Origin of the sequence: Neisseria sp., assembly GCF_030527965.1 — a bacterium.
Classification (GTDB): Bacteria; Pseudomonadota; Gammaproteobacteria; order Burkholderiales; family Neisseriaceae; genus Neisseria.
This window is the reverse complement of sequence record NZ_JAUMZU010000014.1, coordinates 34555-55196: the sequence shown is the minus strand read 5'-3', so window position 1 is coordinate 55196 and position 20642 is coordinate 34555. Positions and strand designations below refer to the sequence as shown.

General features: G+C 51.2%; 24 protein-coding genes. 7 read left to right on the top strand and 17 right to left on the bottom strand.

Annotated elements, in window-relative coordinates; genetic code table 11:
* Nucleotides 1–31: 31 nt before the first annotated feature.
* The 4 genes from Q4A84_RS07620 to hda all read right to left on the bottom strand — a co-directional run bounded on the left by Q4A84_RS07620 (nt 32) and on the right by hda (nt 4805).
* Entirely contained in the window at nt 32–898 is an 867-nt protein-coding gene (locus Q4A84_RS07620; protein ID WP_303088334.1) for an RnfABCDGE type electron transport complex subunit B, read from the bottom strand.
* Between the two features lie 101 nt (nt 899–999).
* Entirely contained in the window at nt 1000–3336 is a 2337-nt protein-coding gene (locus Q4A84_RS07615) for an MMPL family transporter (RefSeq protein WP_303088333.1), read from the bottom strand.
* Nucleotides 3337–3471: 135 nt separating this feature from the next.
* Nucleotides 3472–4140, bottom strand: a complete 669-nt coding sequence (locus Q4A84_RS07610) for an HAD family phosphatase (RefSeq protein ID WP_303088332.1) — start codon at nt 4138–4140, stop codon at nt 3472–3474.
* Nucleotides 4137–4805 carry a DnaA regulatory inactivator Hda gene (hda, locus tag Q4A84_RS07605; protein WP_303088331.1) on the bottom strand — a complete coding sequence of 223 codons (669 nt, stop codon included), beginning with the start codon at nt 4803–4805 and terminating at the stop codon, nt 4137–4139. The genes Q4A84_RS07610 and hda overlap by 4 nt, the downstream gene beginning before the upstream one ends.
* Nucleotides 4806–4967: 162 nt before the next feature.
* Here hda and Q4A84_RS07600 point away from each other — a divergent pair, with 162 nt between their 5' ends.
* Nucleotides 4968–5609, top strand: a complete 642-nt coding sequence (locus tag Q4A84_RS07600) for a DedA family protein (RefSeq protein WP_303088330.1) — start codon at nt 4968–4970, stop codon at nt 5607–5609.
* A 75-nt stretch (nt 5610–5684) separates the two neighbouring features.
* Here the strand turns inward: Q4A84_RS07600 and Q4A84_RS07595 are convergent, their stop codons facing one another.
* From Q4A84_RS07595 to Q4A84_RS07580, 4 genes are all read right to left on the bottom strand, one after another.
* Nucleotides 5685–5951 carry a hypothetical protein gene (locus Q4A84_RS07595; RefSeq protein ID WP_303088329.1) on the bottom strand — a complete coding sequence of 89 codons (267 nt, stop codon included), beginning with the start codon at nt 5949–5951 and terminating at the stop codon, nt 5685–5687.
* On the bottom strand, nt 5944–6345 hold the full coding sequence (locus tag Q4A84_RS07590) for a phage holin family protein (protein ID WP_303088328.1): 402 nt from the start codon (nt 6343–6345) through the stop codon (nt 5944–5946). The genes Q4A84_RS07595 and Q4A84_RS07590 overlap by 8 nt, the downstream gene beginning before the upstream one ends.
* A gap of 119 nt (nt 6346–6464) precedes the next feature.
* On the bottom strand, nt 6465–6776 hold the full coding sequence (locus tag Q4A84_RS07585; RefSeq protein WP_303088327.1) for a YqjD family protein: 312 nt from the start codon (nt 6774–6776) through the stop codon (nt 6465–6467).
* Between the two features lie 142 nt (nt 6777–6918).
* Nucleotides 6919–7212, bottom strand: a complete 294-nt coding sequence (locus Q4A84_RS07580; RefSeq protein WP_303088326.1) for a hypothetical protein — start codon at nt 7210–7212, stop codon at nt 6919–6921.
* A 143-nt stretch (nt 7213–7355) separates the two neighbouring features.
* Between Q4A84_RS07580 and mutL the strand changes: the two genes are divergently transcribed.
* From mutL to Q4A84_RS07565, 3 genes are read left to right on the top strand one after another with little or no spacing between them, the layout of a single operon-like run.
* Nucleotides 7356–9266, top strand: coding sequence for a DNA mismatch repair endonuclease MutL (gene mutL / locus Q4A84_RS07575; RefSeq protein WP_303088325.1), 1911 nt, complete (start codon nt 7356–7358; stop codon nt 9264–9266).
* A gap of 25 nt (nt 9267–9291) precedes the next feature.
* Nucleotides 9292–10233: a tRNA (adenosine(37)-N6)-dimethylallyltransferase MiaA gene (gene miaA, locus Q4A84_RS07570; RefSeq protein WP_303088324.1), complete on the top strand. Its 942-nt coding sequence runs from the start codon at nt 9292–9294 to the stop codon at nt 10231–10233.
* 11 nt (nt 10234–10244) lie between these two features.
* A complete protein-coding gene (locus Q4A84_RS07565; protein ID WP_303088323.1) occupies nt 10245–10766 on the top strand; it encodes an RDD family protein in 522 nt (173 codons plus the stop codon).
* A 66-nt stretch (nt 10767–10832) separates the two neighbouring features.
* On the opposite strand, the gene guaA is transcribed toward Q4A84_RS07565, so the two are convergent.
* The 6 genes from guaA to Q4A84_RS07535 all read right to left on the bottom strand — a co-directional run bounded on the left by guaA (nt 10833) and on the right by Q4A84_RS07535 (nt 14239).
* Nucleotides 10833–12398, bottom strand: a complete 1566-nt coding sequence (gene guaA, locus Q4A84_RS07560) for a glutamine-hydrolyzing GMP synthase (RefSeq protein WP_303088362.1) — start codon at nt 12396–12398, stop codon at nt 10833–10835.
* Nucleotides 12399–12500: 102 nt separating this feature from the next.
* Nucleotides 12501–12833, bottom strand: a complete 333-nt coding sequence (locus Q4A84_RS07555; RefSeq protein ID WP_303088322.1) for a hypothetical protein — start codon at nt 12831–12833, stop codon at nt 12501–12503.
* Between the two features lie 158 nt (nt 12834–12991).
* Entirely contained in the window at nt 12992–13438 is a 447-nt protein-coding gene (smpB, locus tag Q4A84_RS07550; RefSeq protein WP_303088321.1) for an SsrA-binding protein SmpB, read from the bottom strand.
* Nucleotides 13439–13517: 79 nt separating this feature from the next.
* Complete coding sequence (locus Q4A84_RS07545; RefSeq protein ID WP_303088320.1) at nt 13518–13757, bottom strand: DUF1653 domain-containing protein; 240 nt, start codon at nt 13755–13757, stop codon at nt 13518–13520.
* A complete protein-coding gene (locus Q4A84_RS07540) occupies nt 13735–13935 on the bottom strand; it encodes a hypothetical protein (RefSeq protein WP_303088319.1) in 201 nt (66 codons plus the stop codon). The genes Q4A84_RS07545 and Q4A84_RS07540 overlap by 23 nt, the downstream gene beginning before the upstream one ends.
* A gap of 100 nt (nt 13936–14035) precedes the next feature.
* Entirely contained in the window at nt 14036–14239 is a 204-nt protein-coding gene (locus Q4A84_RS07535) for a cold-shock protein (protein WP_009116645.1), read from the bottom strand.
* A 220-nt stretch (nt 14240–14459) separates the two neighbouring features.
* Here Q4A84_RS07535 and clpS point away from each other — a divergent pair, with 220 nt between their 5' ends.
* Complete coding sequence (gene clpS, locus Q4A84_RS07530; RefSeq protein WP_303088318.1) at nt 14460–14774, top strand: ATP-dependent Clp protease adapter ClpS; 315 nt, start codon at nt 14460–14462, stop codon at nt 14772–14774.
* The gene (gene clpA, locus Q4A84_RS07525; protein ID WP_303088317.1) at nt 14775–17060 is read left to right on the top strand and encodes an ATP-dependent Clp protease ATP-binding subunit ClpA; all 2286 of its coding nucleotides are present in this window, start codon (nt 14775–14777) and stop codon (nt 17058–17060) included.
* Between the two features lie 94 nt (nt 17061–17154).
* On the opposite strand, the gene Q4A84_RS07520 is transcribed toward clpA, so the two are convergent.
* The 3 genes from Q4A84_RS07520 to cutA form a co-directional block, all read right to left on the bottom strand.
* On the bottom strand, nt 17155–18684 hold the full coding sequence (locus Q4A84_RS07520) for a phospholipase D family protein (protein ID WP_303088316.1): 1530 nt from the start codon (nt 18682–18684) through the stop codon (nt 17155–17157).
* A 200-nt stretch (nt 18685–18884) separates the two neighbouring features.
* Complete coding sequence (gene panD / locus Q4A84_RS07515; RefSeq protein ID WP_303088315.1) at nt 18885–19268, bottom strand: aspartate 1-decarboxylase; 384 nt, start codon at nt 19266–19268, stop codon at nt 18885–18887.
* A 92-nt stretch (nt 19269–19360) separates the two neighbouring features.
* Entirely contained in the window at nt 19361–19684 is a 324-nt protein-coding gene (gene cutA, locus Q4A84_RS07510) for a divalent-cation tolerance protein CutA (RefSeq protein ID WP_303088361.1), read from the bottom strand.
* A gap of 136 nt (nt 19685–19820) precedes the next feature.
* Here cutA and trmB point away from each other — a divergent pair, with 136 nt between their 5' ends.
* Nucleotides 19821–20531 (top strand): tRNA (guanosine(46)-N7)-methyltransferase TrmB, encoded by a 711-nt coding sequence (trmB, locus tag Q4A84_RS07505; protein ID WP_303088314.1) that lies wholly within the window; start codon nt 19821–19823, stop codon nt 20529–20531.
* The last annotated feature ends 111 nt before the right edge of the window (nt 20532–20642 follow it).

The following is a 20642-nucleotide window of genomic DNA, read 5'->3' as shown; positions in this document are numbered from 1 at the left end:
GGATAATTTGTTTTTCAGACAGGCATTCGGCTCAGCCTTGCTGCGCATCTTGCATCTTCGCTTCTTGTGCCGCTTTATGCGCGCGCAAGTATTCTATGGCGGCATTTTTCGTCTCTTCATCACCATATTTCACATCGCGCAACGCACGACGATAAGCGGCTTTTTCCTGCGCCTCTTTAATTTGCTGTTCTTTAAAAGCTTCTCGATTAGACGGGACAACACGGCGGGTTTGCTGCACTTGGGCGCGAGCCATTGCTTGGGCGATTAAATCGGCCGGATTGAAAGTTGCTTTCGGTGCGGCTGGCACAGCGGATTCGACTGACTTATTGCTCATGCGCGCTTTGGCATGAGCCTCTTTCTCTGCCAAATACGCTTTGCGTTCGGCTGCATCACGGATTTTACGTGCCTGATGCCACTCATAACGCGCTTTGGCATGAGCCGCCGCCGCAAAACGCGGCTCAAGAGTTTGCGCCGAATATCCCGCCTGTGGTAAATAATCGGCGTCAACCGGCTGCATATCAATGCAATCGACAGGACAGGGGGCCACGCACAAGCCGCAGCCCGTGCATTCGGTAGCGATGACGGTATGCATTTGCTTAGCCGCACCCATAATCGCATCGACAGGGCAGGCTCGGATGCAGGCCGTGCAACCGATGCACGCCGCCTCGTCTATCCACGCCAATGCTTTGGGCTGATTTTTTTCCGGTACCTTGGCAGGTCGCTCAAGCAAAGCCGCAATATCAAGCATGACCTCATTTCCGCCGGGCGCACACAAATTAACCGCCGCCCCGCCCTGAGCCAATGCTTGGGCATACGGTTTGCAACCCTCATAACCACACTCACGGCATTGGGTTTGCGGCAAAATCGATTCAATGCGTGCAACCAAGGAAACAGACATTTTTGAAACACTCAAATACGGAAAAATTTGAATTATATCGTTTTATTACCCGACACGCTCTTTTATTACAAGCAGTTATTTTTCAGACAGGCATAACCGCCTCAACCAACAGGGTCATGCTCTTCCAGCAACCAAGCCGCCAACCATAAGTTCAACAACACGCCCACAGTAACCGTCAAACCAAAGGCCGCAACCGCCGGCGTGCTGCTCATACCGAGCAGCACAAAAGAAATGCCCGTTGTCAGCGCCGCCAGCAACATGCCGCCGAGCCGTGCGGGAGCGCTATGCTTGGCGGCCACCGCATAAACCGCATAGTCAACCCCGATGGCTGAAACCAACAACAAACCGAACATGGCAAACAAACTGACGGGAATGCCGCACCAGCCCAAAACCGCCACCGTTCCCACCGCGGCCAGTAAGGGCACTGCCAGCACTTTAATCCCTTGCCTAACGCCAAAAATCCGCCACAACAACAGCCACGCCAAAGTATACGAGGCCAGCTTCAACCATGCGGCCTGATTACGGGTTTGATGAAACAACATGTTCAGATGACTGCGACTATCCGCCCAATGCACGCCGGCCAGCCCTTGAATGCCTGTCTGAACCGCGGGCGCATCTTTCATACCGTTTAACCGCATCACGGCCGCAAACCGACCGGGCGCCACCTGCCCCAGATACAAAGGCCGCCACGCTTCGGCCAAAGCAGGCCTAATACCCTCAGCCAAAGTCAGCACCGGCATTTCAGCCGCATGATTCAGCGCATTACGCATGGTTTCCCGCGGCACTCCGATTGCGCGCATCGGCTGCCACGATTCAGGCAACTTAGCCAGCTCGTGCAAGCGGTTATGCAGTTTTTGCTGCTCTGTCGTCGGCAGCAGCCATTGATCTAACGATTGCGTGCCGGCCAATTTACCCTGAGCAATCAAAGGGCGTAAAACCCGATTGACTTCAGCGCTTTTCTGCAATAACGCATCCTCACTCGCCGCTTCCACAACCAGATATTGACCGCTGAAATCCATACCGGAAAGTTGGCCGATTTGTTGCACCTGAGCCAACATTTCAGACGATAAATTGACCCATTGACGCACATCGTCGCGCCAATCGCTGCGCCACAAACCCACGGCTAAAAAAATCCCGCCGACAATCCACCAACCCCTACGATGCAAACGCGCTTTAATACGGCCGGACAAACCGGCAAGCCGCACCATCCATCCGGCAAACGACACGCTTCGCACCCGATAGCCGGCAAATAACGGCGGCAGCCACAAAACCGTGGCACCAAACGCCCCCAAAAGGGCACACCCTGAGAATACGGCCGTCTGCCTTAATATCGGCAACGGCGTAAACCAAAGAAACGCATAACCGGCCACCGTAATCAGCAAACTCACGGCAAACGTCGGTAACACCTGCCGCATCGCCGATTCGGGCTGCCAATCGGTCAGTCTGCGGCCCTGCGCGCCAAACTGCGACGGCGTCAGCCAATGCAACGGAAAATCAACCAGCATACCCACCAAGCTCGTGCCGATCACAATCGTTAAAATATGCACTTCGCCGAACACCAGCAAAACCGCGGCCAAACCAACCAACATACCGGCAGCCAGCGGTAAGGCCAGCCAGAAAACACGCGCACTGCGAAACACCCACAGCAACAAGGCAAAGGTCAGCAGCAACCCCGCTATGCTCATCAATTTGCTTTCCCGCTCGGCATCCGCTTTCGAAACCGCAGCAAACACCGCCCCGCCGGCGTTCAGCGTATCCACGCCGTTTTTAGCCGCCAATTCCTTACTTTGCTGCAACAAAGGCAAAAGGCCTTCGCTGCCCTTGGCAAAATTATTACCCGCGGGCATTTTGCCGCGCAGCCAAACCCAAGTTTTGCCTTGTTCGTCTTCGGTAAACAACATGCCGTTGTCAGCATTCCACTGTAATTTGCTTTGCGGACGGGCGCGCTCGGTAACAAAGCGGCCGAATCCCAGCCAATCCTGTTCCAACGTTAATGGAGACGGCGCGGCAAACGGATTGACAACCGCTTCCGCACGTTCTTGAAAATAATGCTTCGGCTGCTCAAACAAAGCCTGCCGCTGCTCGGGCGGCAGCACGGCCAAGCCCAAATGCTGCACATCGGCGCGCACTTGATTCAAATCCGGCTCGATACTGCTATTCACTTCGGCAAACACTTTGCTTTGCCGCCACAGCTTTGCGATTTCGGAAGCTGTCTGAAACGCTTTTTCCGCATCTGTGCTGCCCGCCAGCAACACCACCTGCTCATTCAACTGCGCTTCATTGGCCGTTTGCGCGGCCTGCAAGACCACATCCGGCCGCTCTTCCTGCGGCAATAACGCAGTAAAATCAGTTTTCAACCAATTTTTCGCCAACATGAAATAGGCGAGAAAAATGCAGGAAAGTAAGATAAAAGCAGTGTAGAAATGGCGGGATTTCATTTTTCAGACAGGCCTCAGGTTTGATTTTCCGAATTTAGAGAGAGTATAGCCAAACTTTGCCACCCAAACAAAACACCCAACAGCGCGCAAATCAGTCAGCCGGCAGATGCGATGCAGAAGCCTGTTGCGGCCTGATTATTTGAAGTTCAAAATCGGCCAACCTTTTTCTGCCGCTTCTTTAACCAAAGTTTCATCAGGATTAACCGCCACAGGATCGCTCACAATACGCAACAGGGGCAAATCGTTTTTAGAATCGCTGTAAAAATAAGTTTTACCGTAGCTTGCCAAGGTTTCGCCGCGCGCAGCCAGCCATTCGTTCAAACGGGTGATTTTGCCTTCCTTCAAACTCGGCGTACCGACATAATTTCCCGTATAACGGCCATCGGCACCGATTTCCAATTGCGTACCGATGATATTGTTAATGCCAAAAAGGTGGCAAATCGGGGTAATGATGAACTCATTGGTAGAGGAAATAACCAGTAGCTCATCGCCTGCATTGCGGTGGCTCTGCACCAGCATTTTGGCCATCATAGAAATATGCGGCGCGATAAATTCCGCTACAAATTCTCGGTGCATCTGCGCCAATTCATCCATGCCAAACCGGCTTAACGGCTCGAGATGGAATTTTAAAAATTCATCGATATTCAGGCAGCCGTTTTGATAATCATGGTAAAACTTGTCATTCTGCTTTTTCGTCTTTTCTTCATCCACCACGCCTTTTTTAATCAGATATTGCGGCCAAGAATGATCGGAATCGGTATTAATCAGCGTATTGTCTAAATCAAAAATGGCAAGGTTTTTCATTCGGTTTCCTGTTGTTGTAAAAGTTGGCGCAAAAGCGGCACGGTAATCCGCTTTTTCATGGTGAGGGAATAATGATCTAACGCATCCAGCATGTTCATCAGACTGCCCAAATCCCGCTTCCAATGCAGCAGCAGATAATGGAATACGGCAGAGTCGACAGGAATGCGGCGCGTGCGTGCGATGCTGGTGAGCGCGCTGATTTTCTCTTCGTCGCTCAAAGGTTTCACTTCATAAACCAAGCAGTAGGCCATGCGGGTGCGTAAATCTTCGCGTATGCACAAATGCTGCGGTTTCACATCGGCACTCAGCAACAAACTACCCTGCTTGCTGTTGCGATATTGGTTGAATATGGCAAACAACAGCGACTGCTCTTCAGCATCAAGACATTCGATTTGGTCTACCGCAAGATAATCCGCTTCATAAGCGGTTTGCGTTAGAGGCTGTTTGCGCGCGTCAATATAAAGGGCGCGGGCACCGCTTCGGGCGGCTTTGTCGGCCCAAGCGCGCAACAAATGGCTTTTGCCCGAGCCTTCGCTGCCCCAAACGTAAAGAAACTGGTTTTCCTGCTCTTTCAGCACATGAACCAGCTCGCTATTGGCAACACCCAGAAACTCGTCGAACCCGGGGTATTCATGGCTGGCAAAATCAAAAATAAGCTGGTTCACGCTGCGACCCGAAAATGGTGAAATGACACGGAATTGTACGTTGTTTCAACGAATAGCCGCAAGCGCCCGCGTTTATCGGGAAGATTTGGCAAAGCGGCCGATTTGAACTTACAATGCGCTCTTTTATCAATTTTAATAAACGTTTTCAAGAGAATATATATAGTGATTGCCACCGTTATTGATTTTATCCTGCACATCGACCAGCATTTGCAAGACTTGTCTGCAAATTACGGCCCGTGGATTTATGCGATTCTTTTTCTGATTATCTTCTGCGAAACCGGTCTGGTGGTAACGCCTTTTCTGCCGGGCGATTCTTTATTGTTTGCCGCCGGCGGAATTGCCGCACTAGGCGAAATGAACATCCACCTGATGGTGCTGCTGCTGCTGGCCGCTGCGATTTTAGGCGATGCGGCCAATTTTATGATTGGCAAATATTTCGGTGAAAAGCTGTTTTCCAACCCAGATTCCAAAATTTTCAAACGTGCCTATCTGGATAAAACCCATGCGTTTTATGAAAAATACGGCGGTAAAACCATTATCATTGCCCGCTTCGTGCCGATTGTGCGCACTTTCGCTCCTTTCGTGGCCGGAATGGCGCACATGACTTACGGCAAATTTATCCGTTACAACATCATCGGCGGCGTATTGTGGGTTGTTTTATTTTCTTATGCAGGTTATTTCTTCGCTAATATTCCGGCTGTTAAAAACAATCTGGGTTTGGTACTCGGCGCCATTATCGTCATTTCCATTCTGCCGGCCGTTATCGAAATCATCCGTGCAAAATACGCTGCTAAAAAAGCTTAGTCCTGCCGCCTAACCCCAAAAGCCTGTCTGAACATTTTCAGACAGGCTTTTTTAGTTAAGCACAATAAACATGCTTCAGCGTCGCTTGCGCCAGTATTCAAAAATCAGCAAAGCCGCGCCCCAAAACGCACGGTGTTTCCATTGGGCGGGTAAAAGCACGGTTTTCCATAAAGAGCGGTTCGGCAATCTATCGGTAAGTTCGAGAAGATGGGCAACCGGATTATCCGATTCTTGCTTGCGCCGCTGCGCCAGCTTGCGTCTTTCCAAGTCTATTTTCAAACGGGCCAGTTTGCATTGCAGCAGCAGAAGTTCTCGTGCTTCGGCCGATTCTCGGCTAGACATGTTCCTCTCCTTTATTTTGTCGGGCTTTTCCGCTTAAATGCGCCAAATCCTCCCGCATATCTTGCAAAGTTTGGCCTACGCCTTTGCTGCCTATGCGCCAAACGCGCGGAATCTGCCAAAGCAGGCAAACGGCCGCTAAGGCCATGAAAACGGCGGTGCCGAAGAACACCCAGATTTTGGCAACCGGCGACAGTATGGTATTCAACCCAAACAACACGGCAACCAACGCAATCAGGCAGAATATGGCGGCAACGGCCATCAGAGCCAAAATTTTCAGCAGCCCTGCCGCCTGAGTGCCCACGTCAAGATGCAGAATGCGCAGGCGCAGCAATAGCAAATCTGCGCCCTGCGTTATGATATTCTTAAACCCGGTAATTTCTTGTTTGATGCCCATAGGCCGAACCTTTCAGACAAAACGGAAAACCGCCGGCAAAATCGGCGACGGTTTGGATGAAAAGAAACGCCGCAAAGTTCCGATCAAACTTTTCGAACCTTGGCAGCGCTCCCTCCCGTTTAACGACGGTTCAGCAAAATACCCGCCACCAAGCCTGCCAATGCAGCGAAACCAATCGCATAATAAGGTTTTTCATTAACGTAATCGTCAACTTGGTTGGCACGATAACGGGCTTCCTGATAAGCACGTTCTTCAAAATCACTCAATCGGCTTTGCGCGCGCTCAAGTTTGTTTTGCAGCTTTTCTTTCAACGCCTTGGTTTCTTCTGCGCCGCGCTCCACGCCTTGATCATAAAGCGCCTCGGCATCGTTCAAAACCGAACGGATTTCCTGCAACAGGGCTTCTTTTTGGGATTCATATTTGCGTTTCATTGTTTTTCCTTTCCTTAGTATATTGCCTGCAAAAGGCAGGCCGTGCTAACAATATAAACCCGTTTGCAGATATTTCAAGTAAAAAATCAGCCATGCCTGTCTGAAACCTCTTTCAGACAGGCATGACTTTTACCAAATCATTTCAACCGTTTTTCCACGGCAACCATAGTCTGGCCAAGAGATACAGCACGGCGCCAACCAAACCCAACAGCAAAAACACCAGCCCTTTTTTACGCGCGTTGGGACACAAAAAATAAATCGCCAAAGAAAAGCTGAAAAACATCGCCAATGCCGCGCCGAGCCGCTGCTTATCACTGGTAAAACGGTTCAACGTATAAATTTCCGACACCACCACATACATCTGCCACAAAGCCGCTGCACACATTAAAAACACGCCGGCCGGCAGAAAATACAACCCGAGCAACTGATGATTCATCGCTGGTTCCGCTGTTAAAATAAAAACGCATTATAGGTCGAGCCGAGGCACCGTGTGAATACGCCCGTCTGCTGCCCCAAGCCAAAGCAACGATAAAGGTCTATAATCATGCCTGTCTGAAAACCGCCCGAGCCCGCAAGCCCATGAAACGCATCGCCGCCCTGCCCGACCACCTTATCAACCAAATCGCCGCCGGCGAAGTGGTGGAACGACCGGCCAACGCACTCAAAGAAATCATTGAAAACAGCATAGACGCAGGCGCCACCGACATTCAAGTCGAGCTGGCTGCCGGCGGCATCAGGCTGATTCGCGTTACCGACAACGGCAGCGGCATCCACGCCGACGACATCCAGCTCGCGCTGCACCGTCATGCCACCAGCAAAATCGCCACGTTAAACGATTTGGAACACGTTGCCAGCATGGGTTTTCGCGGCGAAGGGCTGGCCAGCATCGCATCCGTTTCCCGCCTCACCCTGACCAGCCGTCAGGCCGAAGCCGCCCATGCCGCCGAAATCCGTGCCGTCGACGGCAAGCTGGAACGCAGCGGCGCAGCCGCCCATCCGGTCGGTACCACGGTCGAAGTGGCCGATTTGTTTTTCAACACGCCCGCCCGCCGCAAATTTCTCAAATCGGAAAACACAGAATACGCCCATTGCGCCAACGCAGTCGAACGGCTGGCGCTGGCTTATCCGGAAACCGGTTTTACCTTAAAACACAATGGCAAAACCATTTTCAAGCTGCCACCGCAAAGCATGCCGGAGCGCGTGGGCGCCATTTTAGGCGAAGATTTCCAAGCGGCCGCCTTGTCCGTCGACAGCGGAGAAGGCCTCGTCCGCCTGCACGGCATAATTGCAAAGCCGACCTTCGCCAAAGGCAAAGCCGACAAACAATATTGTTTCGTCAACCGCCGCTTCGTGCGCGACAAAGTTATGCTCCATGCCGTCAAACAAGCCTATCGCGACGTATTGCATAACGCGCTTACCCCCGCATTCGTACTGTTTCTCGATTTGCCGCCAGAAATGGTCGACGTCAACGTCCACCCCACCAAAACCGAAGTCCGCTTCCGAGACAGTCAGGCCATACATCAGCTCATCTTCCACACGCTCAACAAAACCTTGGCCGCCACCCGTGCCGACCAAACCGAAAGCGTTGCCAATGCAGGCCATATTCTGCACGACATGCTGGAAATACCGCAGCAAGAGCGCCCTCGGCCCGCACCCGAACCGGCCGGCACCAAAACCGCACCGGTTTCATACACCCCCGCACGTGCCCCGCAACAACGGCATTTAAGCCTGCGCGAAAGCCGCGCTGCTATGGAAACCTATGCCGAACTTTACCGCAAAACACCTGATGCAGATGCCGAACTGAGCGAGCTGGAAAGCCATCTCGGCGTATCTTCGCCGAGCGCAGAAAGCCTACCTGAAAACGATTCAGACAGGCTTTCCGGGCAAACCTCCGCAACCGAGCTACCGCCTCTCGGCTTTGCCATTGCCCAGTTGCTCGGCATCTATATCCTTGCCCAAGCCGAAGACAGCCTGTTGCTCATCGACATGCATGCCGCTGCCGAACGTGTGAACTACGAAAAAATGAAAGCCCTGCGCGAACAAAACGGCAAACTGCCCGGGCAATCGCTGCTGATTCCGGTAACCTTTACCGCCAGCCACGAAGAAATGGCCGCGCTCGCCGACCACGGCGACGCACTGGCCGATTTCGGACTGGTGCTTTCCGCGATGGGTGGCAACACCATAGCCGTGCGCAGCGTGCCGCAAATGCTGGGCAAATCCGACGTTGCCGAACTCGCCCGCGACATGTTGCGCGAATTTGCCCAGGTAGGCTCCTCGCAAGCCATCGAAGCCCGCGAAAATCAGATTCTTTCCACCATGGCCTGCCACGGTTCCATCCGCGCCGGCCGCCGGCTGACTCTGCCCGAAATGAACGCCTTATTGCGCGACATGGAAAACACCCCGCGCAGCAACCAATGCAACCACGGCCGCCCCACTTGGGTCAAACTGACCCTGAAAGAGCTGGACGCCCTGTTCTTACGAGGCCAATAATGCACAATGCCTGTCTGAAAACCTTATGAAGCCCAAAGCCATCGCCCTGCTCGGCCCCACCGCCAGCGGCAAAACCGGCCTCGCCCTGCAGTTGGCCGCATACCTGCCGCTTGAAATCATCAGCATCGATTCCGCGCTGGTCTACCGCGGCATGGATATCGGCACCGCCAAACCTTCCGCCACCGAACGCGCAGCCGCGCCGCACCATTTAATCGACATCATTTCGCCGCTGCAAAGCTATAGCGCCGCCAATTTTGTAACCGATTGCACCCGCCTGTGCGCCGAAATCCAAGCACGCGGCAAACTGCCGCTGATTGTCGGCGGCACCATGATGTATTACCAAGCGCTAACCAACGGCCTGAATGACTTACCCGAAGCCGATGAAAACATCCGCGCCCAATTGCAAGCCGAAAAGCAGCAATACGGTTTGGCACACCTATACCGCCGCCTGCAACAAGCCGACCCCGCCACCGCCCTGCGCCTGCAACCGGCCGACGCGCAACGTATCGAACGCGCGCTGGAAGTATGGCTGATTACCGGCAAACCCCTGAGCGAACATTTTGCCGACCAAGCCGCTTACTCAATGCCGCTGGATTTGCATACCGTTGCCCTGTTTCCGGCCGACCGCAAGCAGCTACATCACCAGATTGCCAAGCGCTTTCATACCATGCTTGAGCAGGGCTTTCTTAATGAGGTGCAAGCCCTGCAAACTGCCTACCCTACGCTAAACCCCGACACGCCGGCCATGCGTTGCGTCGGTTACAGACAGGCATGGGATTATCTAGCCGGCCGAAGCGATTACGATACCTTTGTCGAACGCGGTATTGCCGCCACCCGCCAGTTGGCCAAACGCCAGCTCACTTGGCTGCGCAAACTCTGCGCCGATACCGTCATCGACCCTTACCAAACCGATATGCTGCCGCTCGTGCTCCGTACTGCCGAACAGCATTTTTCCCAACCGTCTTAATCCGTAAAACCATGCCGCCCCTACCCGCCGCCCCGCTCAAACGTCGCTTCGCCGCCCTGCTCTATGAAGGTCTGCTTGCCGCCGCCGTAACCGCCGTGCTCTGTTTACCAGCCGGCATTGCCTCGTTGCTGCTTAATCCCGTGTCCATCCTGCTTTCCCAAATAGCCGTCAGCCTGATTCTGCTGGGCGGCTGGTGGTTTTATTTCAAACTCAATTGGCTCAAACAAGGCCAAACCCTGCCGATGCGCACTTGGCGCATCGGCCTGACCGACCCTGAAGGCAGGCGCCCCCATCTCTCCCGGTTGCGCTTGCGCTTCATCTGGGTCTGCGTATTCATCATCTTCATTCCGCTTTTGGCCTATGCCGCGCTCCACCGTCTCGGCCTGCCGCCCCGAACCACCTTCATCGCCGCCATCCTCTGGTGGATATTGCCGTGGGGCTTTGCCTACCTCAATACCGAACGCCAATTTCTTTACGACTTCCTCGCCGGCACCCGTTTAGTTGATTTGCGCGACAATAAAACAAACAACTAAGCAGTAATAACAAATGCCTGTCTGAATAAATTCAGACAGGCATTTTAGATTTATGCGAGCGCCGGCTTATTCCCACTCAATCGTTGCAGGCGGTTTGCCGCTCACATCATAAACCACGCGGTTGATGCCCCGCACTTCGTTGATAATGCGGTTGGATACTTTGCCCAACAGCGAATAAGGCAGCTCCGCCCAGTGCGCGGTCATAAAATCGCTGGTAACCACGGCACGCAGCGCGGCAACATACTCATAAGTGCGGCCATCACCCATAACACCCACCGACTTCACCGGCAAAAATACCGCAAAAGCCTGGCTGGTCAGGTCATACCACGAAACGCCGTTTTCATCGGTGGCATTGCGTAATTCCTGAATGAAAATATCATCGGCACGACGCAGCAAATCGGCATATTCTGCTTTCACTTCGCCCAAAATACGCACGCCCAAGCCCGGACCGGGGAACGGATGGCGGTAAACCATTTCGCGCGGCAAACCGAGTGCCACACCTAATTCGCGCACTTCGTCTTTAAACAAATCGCGCAACGGCTCGAGCAATTTCAGATTCAACGTTTCAGGCAAGCCGCCGACATTATGGTGGCTCTTGATGGCATGGGCTTTTTTAGTTTTGGCACCGGCACTTTCGATTACATCGGGATAAATCGTGCCTTGCGCCAGCCATTTTGCATTGCTCCGTTTACCCGCTTCCCGCTGAAACACTTCTACAAATTCGGCGCCGATAATTTTGCGCTTTTGCTCAGGGTCAGTTACCCCTGCCAGCTTATCCATAAAATCGGCTGCAGCGTTAACATGAATAACATTCACACCCAAGTTACGGGCAAACATATCCATCACCATCTCGCCTTCATTCAACCGCAACAGGCCGTGGTCGACAAACACGCAAGTCAGCTGGTCGCCAATCGCACGATGGATGAGCGCCGCCGCAACGGAAGAATCCACCCCGCCCGACAAACCCAGAATCACTTCGTCGCTACCGACTTGCTCACGAATTTTGCTTACCGCTTCGTCGATGTAGTTAGGCATGGTCCAGCTGGGTTTGGCGCCGGCAATATCAAGCACAAAACGATTTAACAACGCACGCCCTTGTTTCGTGTGGGTTACTTCCGGATGAAACTGTATACCGTAAAATTGCTTTTCGGCATGCTCCATCATGGCTACCGGGCAGCTCGGCGTATCGCCGATCACCACAAAACCTTCCGGCAGTTTGGAAACCTTATCGCCATGGCTCATCCAAACGTCCAGCGTATTGGCCTGTCCGTCGTGAATATCACGAGTCAGCTCGCAATCGATGGTTTTCACCTGCGCATAACCGAATTCACGCTGATCACCGGGAGAAACGGCGCCGCCGAGATGGTGCGCCATAAACTGCATACCGTAGCAAATGCCCAGAATCGGAACGCCCAAATCAAAAATACCGACATCAGCCTGATAATCCGACGCATACACCGAATTGGGGCCGCCTGAAAGGATAATGGCTTTAGGATTAAACGCTTTGATATCGGCCAACGGCATGTCATAAGAATGCAGCTCGCAATACACATGAGCCTCACGCACACGACGGGCGATAAGCTGAGTCACTTGCGAACCGAAATCAAGAATAAGAATTTTGTCTTGGTTCATGATGGGAAATAGAGGGGGAAATCGGGGCGAGAATTTTACCATGAAATAAGCCTGTCTGAATCGCTTTCAGACAGGCTTATTCAATAGATTAACAAATAATGCTTATTGGCTTTTTTCTTGCTTGTAAGGAATCATATTGCTGCGAGAGAGCAAAAGCAGGCAGCCCAGAATGACCATACCCAACGCAACCAGCGGCGATTGGCCGATAAAATATTGGCTTCTCAAATAAACGGCGGCACCGATATAGACCAACAGCGGCCCGGCCACAATAGATTGCTTATTGATGCCGTCCATAACCAAAACGGCAATACCGGCAATTACTAACGCAGCGGCAACCAAAGTAGCGGTAGCGGGAAGAATATCGGTTGATTTCAGAAACCAAACCGCGCCGGCGATAATCAGAAACAAAGGCAGAACGAGAGACGGGCGGGACATGCGGCACTCCTTAGTAGCAGAAATGATTCGGAATTGCGGCGGTATTATCGAGGCATGATGCCTGTCTGAAAAGAGAGAAAGCGGCAAATTGCCTGTTTTTACCAATAGCTAACACGATAACGGCACACCACAGGCTAAAGGTATCGTAGCGTTGATGGCTAGCGCTCGTTTTTCAACAAACGCTGTTTTTCACGTTTCCAATCGGCTTCTTTCATACTTTGGCGCTTATCATGTTGCTTTTTACCTCTGGCCAAGCCGATATCGATTTTAACGTAGCCGCGATGATAATGTAGATTGAGCGGCACGATGGTATAGCCTGCCCGCTCGGTTTTGCCGATTAATTTATTGATTTCAGATTGTTTCAAGAGCAATTTACGCTGGCGCACCGGATCGGGTTTAACATGCGTTGATGCCGTAGGCAATGCGGTAATATGGCAACCAACCAGATAGAACGCATCTTTTTTCCAGTGAATATAACTCTCTTTCAGCTGCACACGACCGGCCCGAATCGCCTTGACTTCCCAACCGTCAAGCACCAAACCGGCTTCAATCTGATCTTCGATAAAATAATCGTGAAACGCTTTTCTATTATTGGCAATACTCATGATGCTCTTTAACAAATCATAAAAATCATTCAGACGAGCATTGTAGCATAGGGCACAATACCCATGCCTGTCTGAAAAATCAGATTGCCTGAACCAGCACAAAGCGCGGCACGGCCTGGCCTTGATGTACTACCTTTTCCACAAACATCTCGGCAGGCCGAACCCATAATCCGTACTCACCATACAATGCGCGGTAAACAACCAGCCATTCTTCCGTTTCCGAATGGCGCGCCAGTGCTTGCACCTCGTAAAGATTACCTTTGTAATGGCGATAGATGCCGGCGGGAATATCGGGCTTACCGGCGAATGTGTTTTTCATAATAAGCGGCAATTTTATCAATGGTCGCCTGATCATTCGGCGAAAGAACGCGTTTGAGCGTTTTAAAACGCAACGCCTTCTGATCCTGCTCTTCCGCTTCGGCGCAATCGGCGTTACCGCTGCGCATATGGTCAATCAGCTCGTCTAATTGTTTAAGTGCGTTTTCGTAAGTGTTCATGGCTTGGCCAATCTTATTAGGAATTTTAATAAATTAATGGCAGGTTTTACGAAAAAACCTGCCACAGCACTTGAGTAGGAAGAATCCGACCCAATATCAATTAAGCAGCTTGGATATTAGCCGCTTGTTTGCCTTTCGGGCCAGAGGTTACGTCGAAAGAAACTTTTTGACCTTCTTTCAACGTTTTGAAACCATCCATGTTGATGGCAGAGAAATGAGCGAACAAATCTTCGCCGCCCTCGTCAGGCGTGATAAAACCAAAACCTTTAGCGTCGTTAAACCATTTTACAGTACCGGTTGCCATTAATACTACTTCCTATAACAAAAAATTAACAAATAAAAGCAAAATCAGGCAACGCTGTAAAACTAAAAGCCATTGATCTCTCCAAAGCAATTATTTTTATGATGCCAAGCTCTGCTTGGTGTTCTTTTTACCTTTATTGGGGTAAAAGCGTCAAGTAATGTTTGGGAAAAAGCTAAAAATTTATTAAAATAGGAAAAAATACAACAGAAACTACCAATATATGAGCTCAAAAATCAGCCACGATACTGACAGTGCCACGCTAAACCATCACGCACAAACCAAACCACCTAAGAAATACGGTGTCTATCTTTTAAACGATGATTACACCTCAATGGATTTCGTGGTGGCGGTATTGCGCGAGGTGTTCGCCCTGCCGCACGAGCGTGCAATGGCGGTCATGTTGCTGGTACATCATGAAGGCAAAGGGTTGTGCGGGGTTTACACGCGCGATATAGCGTATACCAAACAACATCAAGTAATGGAGCGAGCCAAACAGGAAGGTTTTCCGCTCAAATGCAGCGTAGAGGAGATGTAAATGATTTCGGCTGAACTAGAACGTATTTTGCAATACATTTATGCAGACGCACGAGCCCGTGGCTATGAATTGATCAGCTTGGAACATTTGCTGCTGATTCTCATCGAGCAATCGGACGACGTGCACGATTTGCTCAAATTCTTAGGCGTAGACAACCAGCTGTTGGGCAGCCAGCTGATGAATTCGATTGTCGAAAACACACCGATTTTGCCGAAAAACATGTTGGACAGCGTAGAAACCCAGCCTACCATCGGTTTTCTGCGCGTATTGCAACGGGCGATTGTGCATGCCCAATCGGCCGACAAACAAGAGGTCAGCCCGGTTGATATGCTCGTTGCCTTGATGAGTGAAAAAGAATGCCCGGCAGTTTATTTTCTGAATCTGCAATCGGTGGGGCGCTATGAGATTCTCAGCTATCTGGCTCACGGCGAAGAGCGCTCGGATGACAATCAGAACACCAATAACGAACATTCGGCGGGTGAAGATGTCGGATTGGAAGAAAAAAATAAGGATGCGTTGGGCAGCTATACCGTCAACCTGAATGCCGAAGTGCTGGCAGGGCGCGTTGATCCGCTAATCGGCCGCAAACAGGAAATGGAGCGGCTGGTGCAAGTGTTATGCCGCCGCCGTAAAAACAATCCGATTCTGGTGGGCGAGGCCGGCGTTGGAAAAACCGCATTGGCAGAAGGCTTGGCCTATCAGATTGTGAACGGGCACGTTCCGGAAACGCTGCAAGGTGCGGTTGTGTTTGCATTGGATATGGGCGCTTTGCTCGCCGGCACAAAATACCGCGGCGATTTCGAATCGCGCGTTAAAGCGGTATTGCGGGCATTGGCTTTGATTCCGAATGCCATTTTGTTTGTAGATGAAATCCATACCATTATCGGTGCGGGCAGTACGTCGGGCAGTACGATGGACGCTTCCAATTTACTGAAACCTGCGCTGGCCAAAGGCCGCTTACGCTGCATCGGTGCAACAACTTACGATGAATACCGCACTATTTTCGACAAAGACCACGCTCTCAGCCGACGTTTCCAAAAAATCGACATCGTCGAACCGAGCATAGACGAAACGGTTCAGATTCTGCGCGGGCTCAAACCGATGTTTGAAGATTTTCACCAAGTGCGCTACACCCAAGGAGCGCTGGAGGCGGCTGCTGAGCTATCGGCGCGTTATATCAACGAACGTTTTCTACCGGATAAAGCCATTGATGTGGTCGACGAAGCCGGTGCGGCGCAACGAATTCTGCCGAAATCGAAGCAAAAAAAGGTAATTGGCAAAGCCCAGATTGAAGCGGTTATCGCCAAAGTGGCCCGGATTCCTGAAAAAACCGTTTCGCACGACGACCGGCAGGTGCTGAAATCTTTAGGGCGTGATCTCAAAAACATGGTATTCGGTCAAGATAATGCGATCGACGCCTTGGTGGTCGCCGTGAAAATGTCGCGCTCCGGCTTGGGGCATCCCGACAAACCCATCGGCAGCTTCTTATTTTCCGGGCCAACCGGCGTGGGCAAAACCGAAGTGGCCAAGCAGCTTGCTTTTTCTCTCGGCGTACCATTGCAACGCTTTGATATGTCCGAATATATGGAAAGCCACGCCGTTTCCCGACTAATCGGCTCGCCACCCGGCTATGTCGGATTCGAGCAAGGCGGCTTATTGACCGAAGCGGTTAACAAACACCCTTATTGCGTGTTGCTGCTGGACGAAATCGAAAAAGTGCATCCCGATATTTTCAATGTGCTGTTGCAAGTGATGGATTATGGCAAGCTGACCGACAATAACGGTAAAAGTGCCGATTTCCGCAATGTGGTTATCATTATGACCACCAATGCGGGGGCGGAAAACTTAAGCAAGCCGACCTTAGGCTTCACCAACAAACGCGAGCGCGGCGATGAAATGGCAGCCATCAGCAAAACGTTTACGCCCGAGTTCCGCAACCGTTTGGATGCGGTGATTCCGTTTGCTCCGCTCAGCGAACCGGTTATTATCCGGGTCGTGGATAAATTTTTATTGCAATTGGAAAAACAGCTACTGGATAAGAAAGTGGAAGCTGAATTCACGCCGGCCTTGCGCCAATATCTGGCGGAAAAAGGCTTCGATCCGCAAATGGGCGCACGGCCGATGCACCGTCTGATTCAGGATAAAATCCGCAGCGCACTGGCCGACGAATTGTTGTTCGGTCAATTGGCCGACGGCGGCTTTGTGCGGATAGACTGGCATCCGAAAAATGAAAAAGTTGTTTTGAAATTTAAAAAGAACGCGTTGAAAGAAGAAGTTGCCATTTAACAATGAAGCTAAAAACCGCCGGATAACATTTCGGCGGTTTTTTCATGCGGTTTTCAGACAGGCATTCGATTGATTGAATGCCTGTCTGAAAACCTTACAGCAAACGCTCAATCGGCATGATTGAAAACAAATTGGAAATCAAACGTTTCCAGAATTTGGCAGTGGGTTCGTGCTTGCTGACAAGATTGTTTTCCGGGTCTTGCCATCGCAAGCGGTTGTCGGACCCAAGCGTAACCTGATAGGCCTGACGCGGAGCGCTGTCATCCAGCGTTTTCTGCATCCGCTCGGCCAGTTTGGCATCTTCGATAACGACGCCCATTTCGGTGTTGAGGCGGGCCGAACGAGGGTCGAAATTAAACGAACCGATAAAAACGCGCTCGCGATCGACAATAAAAATTTTGGCGTGCAAGCTGGAAGAGCTGCCGACCAAGCCTTTGTCGGTAATTTTGGGCACGGAATGGGTGGCTTTGAGTTCGTATAACTTAATGCCTGCCTGAAGCAGCTTTTTACGGTAACGGGCATAGCCCGAATGCACCGCGGCAACGTCGGTTGCTTGCAAAGAATTGGTCAATACGGTAATGCCGATTTGATTCTGCCGCAATTCCGTCAAAGCTTCCACGCCTTCTTTGGTGGGCACGAAATAAGGCGAAACGATGTAAAGCTCTTTTTCCGGCGTGCCAAGAGCTTCATCGATTTTTTCGATAATCAACGGCTTGTTTTTGCTTCTGTCCAAGCCTTTGGCCGGGTCGTCGCTGATGTATTGGGTGGGCGCGTAAATCCACGGAATATTTTTGCTGGAAATCGCCTGGTAGAGGCGCGAGGTTTTCAGGGTGTTTCGATAAGCCTCGCGCAATTCGCGGTCTTTTTCGCTGACGCGGTCGAGCGCAGCACGGCCGTTTTCGGGATAGGCGTGTTTTACAATGCTGGCAAGCGGATAGCTGGATTCGCTGGCCCAATAACGGTCGAAATCACTGGAAACATCGTTGACCACGCTGCCGGTAGCCAGAATATCCAAATCGGCGAAACCGACATCGTTGGCAATATTGAAGTATTCATCGCCGATATTGCGGCCGCCGAGAATGGTGGCTTTATTATCGGCGGTCAGCGTTTTGTTATGCATGCGGCGGTTGAGACGGGGAAAGTCGTAAAGATAGCCGAGACTGCGCATGCTTCGGCTGGTAAACGGGTTGAATAGGCGGATTTCGATATTGGGATGGCGGTCGAGTGCGACAAGAATATCGTCCATGCCGCGGGTATTGTTGTCGTCAAGCAAGATGCGTACCCGCACGCCGCGGTTGGCCGCATCTTTTACCATCTGCATCAGCAATCGGCCGGAAACGTCGTTATGCCAGATATAGTATTGAATATCAAGCGCTTGCTCAGCCGATTGGATAAGGGTAGCGCGGGCAACAAAGGCATCATGCGGGTCGTTAAGCAGATAGATGCCGGATAGGTCGGCTTTGCGGGTTTGCTCCGGTCGGTTTTTTTTATGCAGTGTGTTGTAGACGCGGGCGGCATGCGGCGCTTCGATGTAACGGCTTCTGCTGCGATTTTCCAACGGCGGCAGGCTTTGGCAGCTGGCAAGCAGAATGAAAAAGAGGCAGAGGATTGACGGGTGTTTCATTGCTTCTGAAATTCGACGGCACAAGCTAAATGCCTGTCTGAAAAATAAGGAATACAGGGTAAATTTTCAGATTGGATTGTAACTGTGAATCAGATAATCGTTTCCGAATGGCCCTATAAAGGGCTTAAATCGGCGATATAAGGTGGTTTTGACAATCAAATGCCTGTCTGAAAATCAGGCAGGCATTGGAATTTTTAGGCTTATAAAACCGTATTTGCCGGTTCGTAACGGATAATATCACGGATTCGGTTTGCTTCGTCTACCAACACCACTTTGGGCTCATGGCTGGCAATCTCAGGCTCGGAAAGCATAACGTATGACATGATAATCACCACGTCGCCTTTTTGCACCCGCCGCGCCGCCGCGCCGTTAAGGCATATCGCCCCGCTGCCGCGTTCGCCGGAAATGGTATACGTTTCAAAGCGCTCGCCGTTATTATTATTTACAATTTGAACTTTTTCATTGACGCAGATGCCAGCGGCATCAAGTAAGTCTTGGTCAACGGTAATGCTGCCGACGTAATTCAAATCGGCTCCGGTAACGACGGCGCGGTGGATTTTGCCGCCGAGCATGGTGCGGAACATGGTCTGCCTTCTTCAGTTAAGAAAATTAAGAGGCGGAATTGTACACCTTCCCTCAAGAACTTTCCCGTTTTTTTGTTTTCAGACAGGCATGGCTAGCAACCCACCGCTTGCTTCAGCCATCTCAAATAAGGTTTGTAACCGCGGTGCACCGGAATCATCAGAATCTGCGGGCATTCATAACCATGATTTTGCAAAATGATTTTTTCAATCGCGCCGAAATGGCAGCGCGCGGTCTTGATGGTTAACCGGATTTCCTCGTCGACACAGATTTTTCCTTCCCAGACATATTTGCTTTGAATACTTTCAGCCTGCACACACGCAGCAAGCCGTTGTTCCAACAACAGCATAGAAATTCGCTCCGCCTCTTCCGGCGAAGATACAGTGGTTGTCACAATCACAGGTTTGAACGAAGGCATGACAAAGGCTTCCTCAACAGTTTTCAATTACCTTATCCGGCATCATAGCATCTGTCAAACGCCGGGCGGGCTTTTCAGACAGGCATACGCTTATCTTGATATAATGCGGCCTTTTCCAATTTCCGATTTTAATCTTATGAGCCAGCAAACGGAGCACGACCAAACCACGGTTCCCGAAACCCATCAACGCACCATCCGCAGCTTTGTCTTACGGCAAGGCCATATGACGGCGGCGCAGCAGCGGGCTATCGATACCTTATGGCCGCAATTCGGCATCGATTATCAAGAAAGCATCATCGACTTGAACCAATGCTTTAACCGCAGCCAACCGAAGATTCTGGAAATCGGCTTCGGCATGGGCGTGGCAACGGTGGAAATTGCCAAACGGCTGCCAGAAAAAGATTTTCTGGCAATCGATGTGCACGGCCCGGGCGTCGGCAATATTTTAAAATTAATCGAAGAAGAAAAAATCAGCAATATCAGAGTAATGAGGCACGACGCGGTGGAAGTAGTGGAGAATATGCTTGCCGATAACGCTTTAGACGGCATCCATATTTTCTTCCCCGATCCGTGGCACAAAAAACGCCATAACAAACGCCGTTTGGTGCAAACTCCGTTTATTGCCAAGCTGTTGCCCAAGTTGAAACAAGGCGGCTACATTCATCTGGCCACCGACTGGGAAGAATATGCGGTGCAAATGCTCGACGTGCTGAATGGTTTTACCGAGCTGCAAAATACAGCGCCGGATTATGCACCCACACCGGATTACCGCCCTGAAACCAAATTCGAGGCACGCGGCAAGCGGCTGGGGCACGGCGTATGGGATTTGGTGTTTCAACGAATTTAAACATAGCAACAACACGCGAATAAACAAAAAGCCTGTCTGAAAACGTTCAGACAGGCTTTTTATCAAGCAGAACTTCATGATAGTAAAATCAATGCGGCCTACCATAATCTC

Coding starts and splice junctions, on each gene's coding strand:
- Q4A84_RS07620 (WP_303088334.1), bottom strand. CDS start 898: ATGTCTGTTTCCTTGGTTGCACGCATTGAATCGATTTTGCCGCAAACC.
- Q4A84_RS07615 (WP_303088333.1), bottom strand. CDS start 3,336: ATGAAATCCCGCCATTTCTACACTGCTTTTATCTTACTTTCCTGCATT.
- Q4A84_RS07610 (WP_303088332.1), bottom strand. CDS start 4,140: ATGAAAAACCTTGCCATTTTTGATTTAGACAATACGCTGATTAATACC.
- Q4A84_RS07595 (WP_303088329.1), bottom strand. CDS start 5,951: ATGTCTAGCCGAGAATCGGCCGAAGCACGAGAACTTCTGCTGCTGCAA.
- Q4A84_RS07590 (WP_303088328.1), bottom strand. CDS start 6,345: ATGGGCATCAAACAAGAAATTACCGGGTTTAAGAATATCATAACGCAG.
- Q4A84_RS07585 (WP_303088327.1), bottom strand. CDS start 6,776: ATGAAACGCAAATATGAATCCCAAAAAGAAGCCCTGTTGCAGGAAATC.
- Q4A84_RS07580 (WP_303088326.1), bottom strand. CDS start 7,212: ATGAATCATCAGTTGCTCGGGTTGTATTTTCTGCCGGCCGGCGTGTTT.
- mutL (WP_303088325.1), top strand. CDS start 7,356: ATGAAACGCATCGCCGCCCTGCCCGACCACCTTATCAACCAAATCGCC.
- miaA (WP_303088324.1), top strand. CDS start 9,292: ATGAAGCCCAAAGCCATCGCCCTGCTCGGCCCCACCGCCAGCGGCAAA.
- Q4A84_RS07565 (WP_303088323.1), top strand. CDS start 10,245: ATGCCGCCCCTACCCGCCGCCCCGCTCAAACGTCGCTTCGCCGCCCTG.
- guaA (WP_303088362.1), bottom strand. CDS start 12,398: ATGAACCAAGACAAAATTCTTATTCTTGATTTCGGTTCGCAAGTGACT.
- Q4A84_RS07555 (WP_303088322.1), bottom strand. CDS start 12,833: ATGTCCCGCCCGTCTCTCGTTCTGCCTTTGTTTCTGATTATCGCCGGC.
- smpB (WP_303088321.1), bottom strand. CDS start 13,438: ATGAGTATTGCCAATAATAGAAAAGCGTTTCACGATTATTTTATCGAA.
- Q4A84_RS07545 (WP_303088320.1), bottom strand. CDS start 13,757: ATGAAAAACACATTCGCCGGTAAGCCCGATATTCCCGCCGGCATCTAT.
- Q4A84_RS07540 (WP_303088319.1), bottom strand. CDS start 13,935: ATGAACACTTACGAAAACGCACTTAAACAATTAGACGAGCTGATTGAC.
- Q4A84_RS07535 (WP_009116645.1), bottom strand. CDS start 14,239: ATGGCAACCGGTACTGTAAAATGGTTTAACGACGCTAAAGGTTTTGGT.
- clpS (WP_303088318.1), top strand. CDS start 14,460: ATGAGCTCAAAAATCAGCCACGATACTGACAGTGCCACGCTAAACCAT.
- clpA (WP_303088317.1), top strand. CDS start 14,775: ATGATTTCGGCTGAACTAGAACGTATTTTGCAATACATTTATGCAGAC.
- Q4A84_RS07520 (WP_303088316.1), bottom strand. CDS start 18,684: ATGAAACACCCGTCAATCCTCTGCCTCTTTTTCATTCTGCTTGCCAGC.
- panD (WP_303088315.1), bottom strand. CDS start 19,268: ATGTTCCGCACCATGCTCGGCGGCAAAATCCACCGCGCCGTCGTTACC.
- cutA (WP_303088361.1), bottom strand. CDS start 19,684: ATGCCTTCGTTCAAACCTGTGATTGTGACAACCACTGTATCTTCGCCG.
- trmB (WP_303088314.1), top strand. CDS start 19,821: ATGAGCCAGCAAACGGAGCACGACCAAACCACGGTTCCCGAAACCCAT.